This is a genomic window from Dickeya ananatis (assembly GCF_019464615.1).
GTDB lineage: Bacteria > Pseudomonadota > Gammaproteobacteria > Enterobacterales > Enterobacteriaceae > Dickeya > Dickeya oryzae.
The window spans coordinates 128,117-140,959 of record NZ_CP040816.1 but is presented as its reverse complement, the minus strand read 5'-3'; the positions used below and the strand labels follow the sequence as shown (position 1 = coordinate 140,959).

Here is a 12,843-nt window from a genome sequence, read left to right as displayed (position 1 = left end):
AAAGGGCGAATTTATGACGCGAAAGGCTGTATTCCCGACGCTTAAGCTGCTAAAATCCCGCGCCATCACAACGTAACAAGCGCTGGCGTACAAACGGCGCTTATTTGCACAAATCCATTGACAAAAGAAGGCTAAAAGGGCATATTCCTCGGCCTTTGAATTGTCCTCGATAGAATATATTTGGGAGTTGGACCTTGGCTAATATCAAATCAGCTAAGAAACGCGCCGTACAGTCTGAGAAGCGCCGCAAGCACAATGCAAGCCGTCGCTCCATGATGCGTACTTTCATCAAGAAAGTGTATGCGGCCATCGCCACTGGCGATAAAGAAGCTGCGCAGAAAGCATTTAATGACATGCAACCGATCGTGGACCGTCAGGCCAGCAAAGGTCTGATCCACAAAAACAAAGCTGCTCGTCATAAATCCAATCTGACTGCGCAGATCAACGCGATGCAGTAATCACGTTTACGTGATGAATCGCTAAAGAAACCGGCTCAGGCCGGTTTTTTTGTGCCTGCCAAACAGCAAGAACACCGTTATTCACAAAACAGGGAAGAGAAATCTTCGTTGCAGACGCGTTGCACCGCCGGGTGTTGAATCATGCGCTCGGCAAAAATAACGTAATACTCATCCTGAATATTGTCGATGCGGCCAATCTCTACAATCTCGCCTTGTGCCACCATTTCATCGGCATGCAGCGATGGCGCGACAAAAATCGCATCGTGACTCATTCCGAAAGCGGTCATCAATGCCGCATCATCGAACTCGCCCATGATATCCACTAACAGATTCTGCTCACTAAACCAATTGAGCAGCTTGCGCCCCAACATGGTACGGCGGGCAGGAATTAATAGCTTACTTTGCGACAGGCAAGCGGGGAAAGGCACATCCGGCCCCGGACGGCGGCTGTAAAAGCTTACCCCGCACTCACCCAGTTTGCGGGAAAATAGCCCGGCCTGCTGGCCGGAATCTACCGGGCAATCAGACAAAATCATATCCAGCTTGTGCTGGCTTAACTGTTCAATCAGCAGCTCATGGGTGGATTCGAAGCAGCGCAGGTGAATCGGCATTTTTTCATTCACCACCGTTTCCAACACCCGGCTTACCAGTCGTTTAGACAAGGCATCCGCCACACCGACATCAAACAGCAGGCTGGACTCCTTGCGGTAATTCACGATATCCAGCATCTCCTGACTCAAGGCAAACATCTTGTCCGCATAGCGAAATACCAGTTGCCCCAGCTCTGTTGGTTCCAGCCCACGGCCTTTACGCTTGAACAACTTTCCCTGTAGCCGCTCTTCCAGCAGTTTTATTTGCCCGGTAATCGTTTGTGGCGTCAAAAATAGCCGTTCGGCGGCGGCGGCCACCGAACCGGTCTTACACACTTGCCAGAAATAGTAGAGATGATTGAAGTTAATATGCGACATAGGCCCGCGTCCCTTCATTCATGTTCCGCATGGTTTATGCGAGCATCATTCATGTATGCATAGCTCATTCATACATAGTTCATGTATGCACCGTTCAGCGTGCCGCAGGCAACACCGCACGCAACGTCAAGTAGCCCAACACCGCCGTGGTCAGTGATGTCAGCAAAATGGCCAGCTTGGCATACAGGATATCCTGTGCCGACACATCACCAAACGCCAGCAGCGTAATGAAGATAGACATGGTAAACCCAATACCGCACAACACCGATACCGCCATTACCTGACGAAAATCCACGCCAGCCGGTAACCGGCCAAGCCCAAGGCGGATCACCAGCCAGCTAAATAACGACACACCAATCGGCTTGCCCACCAGTAATCCGCTGGCGATACCCAACGTTAATGGCGACAGCAAGTGCCGGAACTCAACACCCTGCAACGAAATACCGGCATTAGCGAAAGCAAACAGTGGGATCACCAAAAAGGCTATCCAACTCGCCAGCCCGTGCTCCAGTGTACTGGCAGGCGAAGGATGACCCGCCGGAACGCGCAGGGGAATAAAGAACCCCACAATCACCCCGGCAAGCGTAGCATGCACGCCAGATTTCAGAATACACACCCACAGCACAATGCCAACCAACAGATACGCTGAGGTTTTCATCACCTGCTGGTGATTCATGTACGCCAGTACCGCGATCGCCGCCAGTGCGCCTGACAGCGCCAGCCAATGCAATTGCTGTGTATAGAACAAGGCAATGATGACGATAGCCCCCAGATCATCAATGATCGCCAACGCCAGCAGAAACACTTTTAACCCGGTCGGCACTCGTTTACCCAACAGCACCAGAATGCCGACCGCAAAAGCGATATCCGTCGCCGTAGGAATCGCCCAACCGGAGCGGGTTTCTACTTCAGTGGCGTTGAACAGCAGGAAAAACAGCGCGGGCACCAGCATCCCGCCAAACGCTGCCACCACCGGCAGTATGGCCTGACGTCGACTCGCCAGCGCACCGACGACCAATTCACGCTTCACCTCCAGCCCTACCTGCAGGAAAAACAGCGCCATCAAACCGTCATTGATCCACAACAGCAGCGGTTTGTTGATATCCAGTGCACCAATCCCCAGTACAACCGGTATCTCCAGAAAGGAGTGATACCACGACAGTGTGGCGGGGATATTAGCAACCAGTAACGCCAGCAGCGTTGCGATAATCAAAATCATACCGGCAGCCGCTTCCAGGCCGGTCAAATAGCGAAATAGCTTTATCATTTTTGTCTCCCTTACCCCATCGACGGGCATCACGGCCCGATAATGAGATGCAAGGTTAAGCCACAGCACTCATCGTTAAAAGCAGTTTTAAACTGGATTATTACTCGATTAAACCGAATAGTCAGACAATATCTGTAAAGACAATGTCTGTAAAAAAGCCAGCCGGGTTACCCTGGCTGGCTTTTATTAAGACGGACGGAGAATCGACTTAGCGAGTCAGATCATCAAAGAATTTTTTCACACCGTCGAAGAAACTTTTGGAACGTGGGCTGTTGCTTTCGCCAGTCGGCCCACCGAAACTTTCCTGCAATTCCTGCAACAGTTGTTTTTGACGATCGCTCAAGTTGACCGGGGTTTCCACCACCACCCGGCACAGCAGGTCGCCCTGAACGCCACCACGAACCGATTTCACGCCTTTACCGCGCATACGGAACAGTTTACCGGTTTGCGTTTCCGCGGGTACTTTCAGCATCACCCGGCCATCGAGCGTCGGCACTTCGATTTCCCCGCCCAGCGCCGCCATCGCGAAGTTAATCGGTACTTCGCAATAGAGGTTATTGTCTTCGCGCTGGAAGATCGGGTGTTCACGTACTTGCACCTGAACATACAAATCGCCTGCTGGCGCGCCAAATTCTCCCGCTTCCCCTTCACCTGCCAGGCGGATGCGGTCGCCAGTATCGACCCCTGCCGGGATCTTGACTGATAGCGTTTTGCTCTTCTCAACGCGGCCATGGCCGTGGCACTTCGTGCAAGGGTCTTTGATGATTTTCCCGCGCCCATGACAGTGCGGACACGTCTGCTGCACCGTAAAGAAACCCTGACGCATTTGCACCTGTCCGTTGCCGTGGCACGTCGGGCACGTGACCGCATTGCTACCCGGTTTGGCGCCGCTGCCATGGCACACATCACACTCCTGCAGCGTCGGGATACGGATCTCTTTTGTGACGCCGCGTACCGCTTCTTCCAGTGTCAGTTCCATGGTGTAACGTAAATCAGAGCCGCGACTTGCACGCTGACGGCGTCCGCCGCCAAAGATATCGCCGAATACATCACCAAAAATGTCGCCGAAATCAGCGCCGCCGAAACCACCGGCACCGCCACCACCCATGCCACCTTGCTCAAACGCGGCATGTCCATACTGATCGTAGGCGGCGCGTTTCTGAGCATCGGTCAAAATCTCATAGGCTTCTTTGACTTCCTTGAACTTGGCTTCAGCCTCTTTATCACCCGGATTGCGGTCCGGATGATATTTCATCGCCAGCCGTTTATAAGCCTTTTTGATGTCGCGTTCATCCGCGCCTTTCGCAACACCCAGAATTTCGTAGTAGTCTTGCTTCGCCATTCTTTTTTCCTGCCCTCAACATGCGTGCACGGGCGCAGAGTTTCCCCGACGCCCGTGCTGGTTGCCAGCAACAGTATGAGCTACCGCTACTGCGCCCGCTTAAGGGCGATTATTTCTTGTCTTTGACTTCTTCGAACTCGGCGTCAACCACATCATCATCCTGACGGGCGGCATTGTCAGCGCCCGCCGCACCGGCCTGAGCCTGTTGCTGCTGAGCGGCTTCCAGCAGTTTGGTCGATGCTTCGGCCAGTTTCTGGATTTTCGCGTCGATATCCGCTTTATCTTCACCTTTCAGCGCAGTTTCCAGCGCTTTCAGTGCTTCTTCAATAGCGGTCTTGTCAGCGGCAGCCAGTTTGTCACCGGTTTCTTCCAGTTGCTTACGGGTGCTGTGCAGCAGGTGGTCACCCTGGTTACGCGCCTGTACCAGTTCTTCAAACTTACGGTCCGCTTCGGCGTTAGCTTCAGCGTCACGTACCATCTTCTGAATTTCATCCTCATTCAGGCCCGAAGAGGCTTTGATGGTGATGTTCTGCTCACGGCCACTGTTCTTGTCTTTAGCCGATACATGCAGGATACCGTCGGCGTCGATGTCGAACGTCACTTCAATTTGCGGCATACCGCGCGGTGCAGGCTGGATACCGTCCAGGTTGAACTGGCCCAGCGACTTGTTATCGTGAGCGCGCTTACGCTCACCCTGCAGTACATGGATAGTCACCGCAGACTGGTTGTCTTCCGCCGTTGAGAACACCTGACTGTGCTTGGTCGGGATCGTGGTGTTCTTGGTAATCAGCGGGGTCATCACGCCGCCCATGGTCTCGATACCCAGAGACAGCGGAGTCACGTCCAGCAGCAGTACGTCTTTTACGTCACCGGCCAGCACGCCACCCTGCACCGCAGCACCGATCGCCACGGCTTCATCCGGGTTAACGTCTTTACGCGGCTCTTTCCCGAAGAAATCGGCCACTTTCTTCTGTACCAGCGGCATACGTGTCTGACCACCGACCAGGATCACGTCGTGGATTTCGGATACGGACAGGCCAGCATCCTGCAACGCCACTTTCAGCGGTTCCAGTGAACGGGTTACCAAGTCTTCAACCAGTGATTCCAGTTTGGCGCGAGTCACCTTGATATTCAGGTGTTTCGGACCGGTTGCGTCCGCCGTGATGTACGGCAGGTTAACGTCAGTCTGCTGAGCAGAAGACAGCTCAATCTTCGCTTTTTCTGCCGCCTCTTTCAGACGCTGCATCGCCAGCGGGTCGTTACGCAGGTCAAAGCCCTGCTCTTTTTTGAACTCGTCAACCAGATAGTTGATCATACGGCTATCGAAGTCTTCGCCACCCAGGTGGGTATCACCATTAGTCGCCAGTACTTCAAAGGTTTTTTCGCCGTCCACGTCATCGATTTCGATGATGGAGATATCGAACGTACCACCACCCAGGTCATACACGGCGATAGTGCGGTTGCCAACACCTTTATCCAGACCGTATGCCAGCGCAGCGGCGGTCGGTTCGTTGATGATACGTTTTACTTCGAGGCCCGCGATACGGCCGGCGTCTTTGGTCGCCTGACGCTGAGCATCGTTAAAATAAGCCGGAACGGTAATGACGGCTTCGGTAATGGTTTCACCCAGATAATCTTCCGCCGTCTTTTTCATTTTTTTCAGCACTTCAGCGGAAATCTGCGGCGGAGCCAGTTTCTGATCTTTAACTTCTACCCACGCGTCGCCGTTGTCAGCCGGAATAATTCTGTACGGCATGATGTTGGTGTCGCGCTGAACTTCTTCATCCTGGAAACGACGACCAATCAAACGTTTGATAGCAAACAGCGTATTTTTCGGGTTAGTCACCGCCTGACGTTTAGCCGGTTGGCCAACCAGAGTTTCACCATCTTGCGTATAAGCAATAATGGAAGGCGTGGTGCGATCACCTTCGCTGTTTTCCAGTACTTTGACCTGCGTACCGTCCATAATCGCTACACAAGAGTTGGTTGTACCCAAGTCGATACCAATAATCTTACCCATCTAAACATCTCCACTTAAAAGTCATATTCGGTGTGGTGGTTTAACCTACTATGCGGGCGAAATGCTACTTTTCAACACCCCAAAATCGTCATTATCTTTTCAGTCAAACCGCTTCGATGACTCTAAGATGGGGACGACAATTCCGGCATCAAGGGGGAGTCACCAAAAAAAACTGCATCTTCCCCGTTTTTGATCAAATTATTCGCAACCTATCTGGTTGTATCGCCTATTCCCGCCCGCTATGATGCCGCGCTCGCCGCAGAAAAGGGATTAACCCGGCCTGACAGCGGGTAACGGCGGCACGCCGTTCATCTCGAAGGCGTGCCCGCCGGGCAAACTTTGAGACACAACACCACATTGACCATTTTGTTATTGCTGAGGATGTATGCACGAGAAAACGTTGGCGAATCCAGGCCCATTGGGACTGATGGGCTTCGGGATGACCACCATTTTGTTAAACCTGCACAACGCAGGCTTTTTCCCACTGACTTCTATTATTCTGAGCATGGGCATCTTCTACGGCGGTATCGCCCAGATCCTGGCTGGCCTGCTGGAATATAAAAAAGGCAACACCTTTGGCGTCACTGCCTTTACCTCCTACGGCGCATTCTGGTTGACGCTGGTTGCTATCATCATGCTGCCAAAAATGGGCCTGGCGGACGCAGCCGATGCACAGTTCCTGGGCGTATTCCTGGCACTGTGGGGCATCTTCACCCTGTTTATGTTCTTCGGCACACTGGGTGCCAACCGCGCGCTGCAATTCGTGTTCGCCAGCCTGACAGTACTGTTCGCCCTGCTGGCGATTGGTAATATCACCGGCAACCACGCACTGCTGACCTTCGCCGGTTACGAAGGCATTATCTGTGGTGCCAGCGCCATCTATCTGGCGATGGCCGAAGTGCTCAACGAGCAGTATGGCCGTACCGTACTGCCGATTGGCGCTCGTGGCGCACACTGATAGAGCCGCGTGACGCTCACTATCAGGCAAAAAAAGAGGCGCATATTGCGCCTCTTTTTTTTCGTTCACTTTTTTACTCACTGCGATTATACGCTGGCAGGCGACGTCACCTGCTCGGCTTTCGATTCCACTTCACGATGGGTTTGGCTCTGGAGATAAACCCCCAGTATCAACCCCAGAGCACACAACGCCAGCACATAAAAAGCCGGAGCCAGCGGCGTCCATTTCATCAACAACGTGACAAAAATAGGTGTCATGCCGCCAAAAATGGCGTACGCCACGTTGTAGGAAAAAGAAATGCCAGAAAAGCGTACCGCAGCCGGGAATGCGCGCACCATCACGTACGGCACTGCGCCCACGACGCCCACGCTCAATCCCGCCAGCGCATAGCTGATGAACAACACACCATGGCTCATGGCCGCGTGGGAATAAAAGAACCAACTGCATACGGCAAACAGCAGGCTACCGATAATAAAGGTACGGCCGACGCCAATCCTGTCCGATGCCAGTCCGGCAATAATGCACCCCACCATCAGCATGATGGTAGCCAGACTATTGGCCTGCAATGTTAACGCTGCCGGAATACCGTGCAATTTCTGCAAATACACCGGCGCCATCAGTATCACCACCACAATGCCCGCTGATAACAGCCAGGTTAGCAACATACTGACCACTATCGCCTTCTTATGGCGAAAGACGACAGTTTTGAGCGGCAGCTCATCCGCCAGCGCCTTATGTGCCTGCATCTCGCGGAAAATCGGCGTTTCTTGTAACCAGCGGCGCAAGTACAAGGCAATCAACCCAAAAATACCACCGATAAAGAACGGGATACGCCAACCACCAGCAACAATCTGCCCAGGCTGCAGTAAGGTATTGAGCAAGGTGGCGACCATCGAACCAAACAGAATGCCGAGCGTCAGTCCAGCAGTCAGCGTACCGCAGGCAATACCGATACGGGAACGAGGAACATGTTCCGCCACAAACACCCACGCGCCCGGCACTTCACCGCCAATCGCTGCCCCTTGCAGCACCCGCATCAACAATAACAGTAGCGGAGCCGCAATACCGATGGAGGCGTACGTTGGCAGCATCCCCATACCCAACGTAGGCAATGCCATCAGCAGGATACTCAGGCTGAACATTTTCTTGCGACCGACACGATCGCCAAAATGCGCCATCACGATGCCGCCTAACGGGCGCGCCAGATAGCCAGCAGCAAAGATACCGAAGGTCTGCACCTGCCGTAACCATTCGGGAATATCAGACGGGAAAAACAGATCACCAATAACAGCGGCGAAAAAGACGAAGATGATGAAGTCGTAAAACTCCAGCGCGCCGCCCAATGCCGCCAACGAAAGGGTTTGATAATCGTGTCGATTCAATCGACGATGCTGCTCACTAGCCATAAATCACCGCGCAATACCAGTACGATAAGAAAATAATTTTATATTATCGTGTAAATAAAAAATTACTATAGCGGCAAATTTTTGACACACCAGTATCGAGCGGCAATTATTTATTCAATACGTCAACTTCAGCTTTTTATATCGCGTATCGCGCTCTTAGGGCGAAAAGCGACTACCACGTCAGGATTGGTTTCGATATAAGGTCCCTCCAGCAGTTGGATGCAGTAGGGGACACTGGCAAAAATACCTGGCACGATAACCTGTCCCGCTGAATCCTTCAGGCCAGACAAGGTTTCACGAATAGATTTCGGCTGCCCCGGTAAATTGAGAATCAATGCCTGCTTGCGAATGACACCAACCTGACGTGACAAAATCGCGGTAGGCACAAAACGCAGGCTAATCTGGCGCATCTGTTCACCGAACCCCGGCATTTCCCGATCGGCAACCGCCAGCGTGGCGTCAGGCGTGACATCACGGCGTGCCGGCCCGGTACCGCCCGTCGTCAGCACCAGATGACAACCACATTCGTCCACCAGCTCACACAGTGTTTGCTCGATTAGCGGTTGTTCATCCGGCACCAGGCGGGTTTGCACATCAAAAGGGGTGCTCAGTGCTTCGCTCAGCCATGCCTGCAGAGCCGGAATGCCTTCATCCTGATAAACCCCGCTGGACGCGCGATCAGAAATGGATACCAAACCAACACATAGACTGTTCATAAACACCTCTTGTTTATCCAAAAATTAGTTCTATCAGCCAGATTAATCATCCAATGCATTAAACCCATTCAAAAATCTGCTCACTAATGAGACAATGCTTGAGATCTGCGCGATGTCATCAACAACCGCGCCATGACCATGCACAAGATCTAACGATTCAACGAGTTAATCCTCAACTATCGATTAATATTTTTGACCAATAATAATAATTAAGAGTCTACCCCAGCTCGCATGATTATCGCAGTCAGATTGCACAGGGAGAGTACGCGTAAATCATCACGTGAATAACGGCTACACTGATTCCGGGCTCCGGAAACCAACGTAGCGCCTCAACGAGGCTGATTTTGCAAGTAACATCAGGGCCGGACAATAGCGTACCACCGTGCAGTTCAGGAAAAGTGAATGAATGTTATTAAAAGTCACCTGGTAAGATTGTTTGCCAATCCATTTTCCGCTTTTGTTTTGTTCGGCTTGTTCTCCGTTGCGCTGACCAGCCTGTTGTTGCTGAATTCCCGTCAAAAAGACTGGCAGGAAGAAAAACGCAGTTTCGATAATATCATTCGCTTGTACGACGCCAATAACATGGGCGGCGACGTCACTGAAAGTGATCAGTTCTACAAAGTCGGCAATTCCATGTTCTCCCGGGTGCGCATTATGGCGTTCAACACCCACGACACCAGCCACGAATGCATCAACCGCCTGTCGGAACTCAACCTGCCGCTTAATGATATGGCGATTATCCGGGTCTGCCAGAATATGCTGGCCTCAGCCGGTAATTCGCCGGAAAAAGATCAGTTTATTACCGTGATGCCCATCCTCTCGCCCACCGACAAGCTGATCGGCGCGCGCGTGCGCATCACCACCTTGAGTAATGTGCCCGGATTTATCAACATTCTTACCTCTTCTGCAGAAGTCGTCACACTGGTTTGCATCAGCCTGCTGATTGCCATTATGGGTAGCCTGTTGTCGCTGTTTGCGAAGAAGTACCTGATAGAACTGCCTGCCACCGCTCGTTACGACGATCTGACCGGTGTTTTGCGCCGGGACGCCTTTTACCAGTTGGCCAACCGTGCATTAAAAGTCGCCTACCAGGAGGATAAGCCGCTCTGCGCGATGCTGATTGATATCGACCACTTCAAGCAGGTGAACGACACATGGGGGCATGCCGCTGGCGATAAAACGCTCAAAACCATTGCCGACATTATTCGGCACTCGTTTCGTAACCGTGACATCATTTGTCGCCTGGGTGGCGATGAATTTGCCGTCGTACTCCCCGGCATCACACTGGAAAATGCTATGCGTGTGGCAGAACGGGTCAGAGAAGGGATCCATGAATTCGGGTACAACACCACCTCGGTAGCACCGGGAATTACCGTCAGTATTGGATTGGTAGCCGCTGAACTGCCCAATGAGAGGCTGGATGAAATTATCCGCCGTGCCGACGTTAATCTCTATCAGGCAAAACGATCACGGAACTGTACTATCGCCACGTTGCCCGCATCGGCCCAACAGGACATGACAGAAACAACAACGGCCAGCGCCAGCTGACCGTTTTCGACAGACACTCGGTATCAACCCTACCAGTGTAAACCTTACTGCAAGCAAGTCTTTATAACAGATAACGTCTTACAGCAGGTCGGCGATCATTTTTTCCAGTTTTTCCTGGTCGACCGCAAACTTACGGATACCGTCGGCCAGTTTATCCACCGCCATCGGATCCTGATTGTGCTGCCAGTAAAACTCAGACTCAGTCAGCTTAGCCGGACGTGCTTTCACTTCGCCCTGATAAGACAGCTTACGCACCACCTCACCCTGGCTTTCCGCCAGTTCTTTGAGCAGTGCCGGAGCAATCGTCAGACGATCGCAACCCGCCAGTTCCAGAATCTCGCCCGCATTACGGAAGCTGGCACCCATGACCACGGTTTCATAACCATGCGACTTATAGTACTCATAGATATCGGTCACGGAGATAACACCCGGGTCTTCGTGCGCAGCAAACTCTTTCTTGTCGCTGTTGGCTTTATACCAGTCCAGAATGCGCCCTACGAACGGAGAAATCAGGAACACACCAGCTTCTGCGCAGGCACGGGCCTGGGCAAACGAGAACAGCAGGGTCAGGTTGCAGTTGATGCCTTCTTTTTCCAACTGCTCAGCAGCGCGGATACCCTGCCAGGTGGAAGCCAGTTTGATCAGAATACGGTCGTTGCTGATACCAGCGTCGTTATAGAGTTTGATCAGACGTTTTGCCTTGGCAACGCTGGCTTCAGTATCGTAGGAAAGACGGGCGTCAACTTCGGTAGAGATACGGCCCGGAATCAGCTTAAGAATTTCCAGACCGATATTGACGGCCAGTTTGTCAGTCGCATCAACAAGCTGCTGCTCGCGTTTGCTGCTCTGTGCGCGTGCCCAGACTACGGCGTCATCAATCAGCGCACGGTATTCTGGAATTTGCGCAGCATTTAAAATCAGGGAAGGGTTGGTAGTGGCGTCCTGCGGCTGGTAAAGCTTCATTGCCGCGATATCGCCGGTATCTGCCACTACGGTGGTGAATTGGCGTAGGGAAGTCAGTTTATCCGTCATGTTGGCCTTTCTCATTGTTTGTGCATGAACTGGTGGCAGGAACTGTCGCCAGAGCCTGATAATAACACGCGCCGAAGACCGCGCAAGCGGACCAGCAAAAAACCAGCCAAAAGAAAAATTGGAAAATTAAGATTAAAAATCAAAGAAATAACCAACATCTATTTTTATTTATTCCTGTTTTTAACCAAAAATCGCGCGCTACGCCACATAACACCGATTTATCATGCCTGTCGCAGCTATCGCCCTTTTTTTACTGACTTTTGCTACAGTAAGGCCAGTTAATACACCAATGGGATATGCTTATGCTCATCACCCTTTCACCTGCTAAAACGCTGGATTACACCAGCCCGCTGCCGACTCAACGCTATACGCAACCTGCGCTGCTGGCGTACTCCCAGCAACTGATACAGCATTGCAAGCAATTGACCCCAGCGGATATCGCCTCGCTGATGAGCATCAGCGACAAACTGGCGGACCTGAATGCCGCCCGTTTTCAGGAATGGAGCCCGGAATTTTCGCTGGATAACGCACGTCAGGCGCTGTTGGCCTTCAAAGGTGATGTCTATACCGGTCTGGCCGCGGAAGATTTCAGCGAGGCAGATTTTGATTTTGCTCAGCAGCATTTGCGCATACTGTCCGGCTTGTATGGCGTATTGCGTCCGTTGGACCTGATGCGGCCTTATCGTCTGGAAATGGGCATTCGGCTGAAAAACGACACCGGCAACGACCTGTATCAGTTTTGGGGTGATACCATTACCGAAACGCTTAATCAGGCCCTGTCCGAACAAAACGACGATATCCTGATCAATCTGGCCTCAGACGAGTACTTCAAATCCGTCAAGCCCGCCAGACTCAAGGCACGGTTGATAAAACCCGTCTTTTTGGATGAAAAGAACGGCAAGTTCAAGGTGATCAGTTTTTATGCCAAAAAAGCTCGCGGCCTGATGAGCCGCTTCATCATTCAAAACCGCCTGACACAACCGGAACAGCTAAAAGATTTTAACAGCGATGGCTATTACTTCGACCCTGCCGACTCCTCGGCGGACGAACTCGTCTTCCGACGCCGCGAGCGCGATGCCTGAAAACATGAGCACAACGTTTAGCGTGCTTTAAACAAAAACGACCGGA

11 protein-coding genes are annotated in these 12,843 nt (G+C 52.2%); 4 read left to right on the top strand and 7 right to left on the bottom strand.

Features of this window, described 5'->3' with window-relative positions; translation table 11 throughout:
* The first annotated feature begins 194 nt into the window (after positions 1 to 194).
* Positions 195 to 458, top strand: coding sequence for a 30S ribosomal protein S20 (rpsT, locus tag FGI04_RS00590; protein WP_012768310.1), 264 nt, complete (start codon positions 195 to 197; stop codon positions 456 to 458).
* A 77-nt stretch (positions 459 to 535) separates the two neighbouring features.
* On the opposite strand, the gene nhaR is transcribed toward rpsT, so the two are convergent.
* The 4 genes from nhaR to dnaK form a co-directional block, all read right to left on the bottom strand.
* Complete coding sequence (gene nhaR / locus FGI04_RS00585) at positions 536 to 1,426, bottom strand: transcriptional activator NhaR (protein ID WP_407274083.1); 891 nt, start codon at positions 1,424 to 1,426, stop codon at positions 536 to 538.
* Positions 1,427 to 1,520: 94 nt separating this feature from the next.
* Entirely contained in the window at positions 1,521 to 2,693 is a 1,173-nt protein-coding gene (gene nhaA, locus FGI04_RS00580; protein WP_407337245.1) for a Na+/H+ antiporter NhaA, read from the bottom strand.
* A gap of 208 nt (positions 2,694 to 2,901) precedes the next feature.
* Entirely contained in the window at positions 2,902 to 4,035 is a 1,134-nt protein-coding gene (gene dnaJ, locus FGI04_RS00575; protein WP_016940651.1) for a molecular chaperone DnaJ, read from the bottom strand.
* A 109-nt stretch (positions 4,036 to 4,144) separates the two neighbouring features.
* Entirely contained in the window at positions 4,145 to 6,055 is a 1,911-nt protein-coding gene (gene dnaK, locus FGI04_RS00570) for a molecular chaperone DnaK (RefSeq protein WP_012886223.1), read from the bottom strand.
* Between the two features lie 385 nt (positions 6,056 to 6,440).
* On the opposite strand from dnaK, the gene satP reads away from it, so the two are divergent.
* The gene (gene satP / locus FGI04_RS00565; RefSeq protein WP_342698571.1) at positions 6,441 to 7,013 is read left to right on the top strand and encodes an acetate uptake transporter; all 573 of its coding nucleotides are present in this window, start codon (positions 6,441 to 6,443) and stop codon (positions 7,011 to 7,013) included.
* An 86-nt stretch (positions 7,014 to 7,099) separates the two neighbouring features.
* Here satP and FGI04_RS00560 read toward each other — a convergent pair whose 3' ends face one another.
* Positions 7,100 to 8,419: an MFS transporter gene (locus FGI04_RS00560; RefSeq protein ID WP_342698570.1), complete on the bottom strand. Its 1,320-nt coding sequence runs from the start codon at positions 8,417 to 8,419 to the stop codon at positions 7,100 to 7,102.
* A 128-nt stretch (positions 8,420 to 8,547) separates the two neighbouring features.
* Positions 8,548 to 9,135 (bottom strand): molybdopterin adenylyltransferase, encoded by a 588-nt coding sequence (gene mog, locus FGI04_RS00555; protein WP_342698569.1) that lies wholly within the window; start codon positions 9,133 to 9,135, stop codon positions 8,548 to 8,550.
* A gap of 402 nt (positions 9,136 to 9,537) precedes the next feature.
* Between mog and FGI04_RS00550 the strand changes: the two genes are divergently transcribed.
* The gene (locus FGI04_RS00550; protein ID WP_407337244.1) at positions 9,538 to 10,683 is read left to right on the top strand and encodes a GGDEF domain-containing protein; all 1,146 of its coding nucleotides are present in this window, start codon (positions 9,538 to 9,540) and stop codon (positions 10,681 to 10,683) included.
* A gap of 78 nt (positions 10,684 to 10,761) precedes the next feature.
* Here FGI04_RS00550 and tal read toward each other — a convergent pair whose 3' ends face one another.
* Entirely contained in the window at positions 10,762 to 11,715 is a 954-nt protein-coding gene (tal, locus tag FGI04_RS00545; protein WP_342698567.1) for a transaldolase, read from the bottom strand.
* Between the two features lie 302 nt (positions 11,716 to 12,017).
* Here tal and yaaA point away from each other — a divergent pair, with 302 nt between their 5' ends.
* Entirely contained in the window at positions 12,018 to 12,797 is a 780-nt protein-coding gene (gene yaaA, locus FGI04_RS00540; RefSeq protein WP_407337243.1) for a peroxide stress protein YaaA, read from the top strand.
* The last annotated feature ends 46 nt before the right edge of the window (positions 12,798 to 12,843 follow it).

Excerpts from the sequence above, each read along its gene's own strand:
- dnaK (WP_012886223.1), bottom strand. The coding sequence starts at position 6,055 with ATGGGTAAGATTATTGGTATCGACTTGGGTACAACCAACTCTTGTGTA.
- nhaR (WP_407274083.1), bottom strand. The coding sequence starts at position 1,426 with ATGTCGCATATTAACTTCAATCATCTCTACTATTTCTGGCAAGTGTGT.
- mog (WP_342698569.1), bottom strand. The coding sequence starts at position 9,135 with ATGAACAGTCTATGTGTTGGTTTGGTATCCATTTCTGATCGCGCGTCC.
- yaaA (WP_407337243.1), top strand. The coding sequence starts at position 12,018 with ATGCTCATCACCCTTTCACCTGCTAAAACGCTGGATTACACCAGCCCG.
- dnaJ (WP_016940651.1), bottom strand. The coding sequence starts at position 4,035 with ATGGCGAAGCAAGACTACTACGAAATTCTGGGTGTTGCGAAAGGCGCG.
- satP (WP_342698571.1), top strand. The coding sequence starts at position 6,441 with ATGCACGAGAAAACGTTGGCGAATCCAGGCCCATTGGGACTGATGGGC.
- FGI04_RS00560 (WP_342698570.1), bottom strand. The coding sequence starts at position 8,419 with ATGGCTAGTGAGCAGCATCGTCGATTGAATCGACACGATTATCAAACC.
- tal (WP_342698567.1), bottom strand. The coding sequence starts at position 11,715 with ATGACGGATAAACTGACTTCCCTACGCCAATTCACCACCGTAGTGGCA.
- FGI04_RS00550 (WP_407337244.1), top strand. The coding sequence starts at position 9,538 with ATGAATGTTATTAAAAGTCACCTGGTAAGATTGTTTGCCAATCCATTT.
- nhaA (WP_407337245.1), bottom strand. The coding sequence starts at position 2,693 with ATGATAAAGCTATTTCGCTATTTGACCGGCCTGGAAGCGGCTGCCGGT.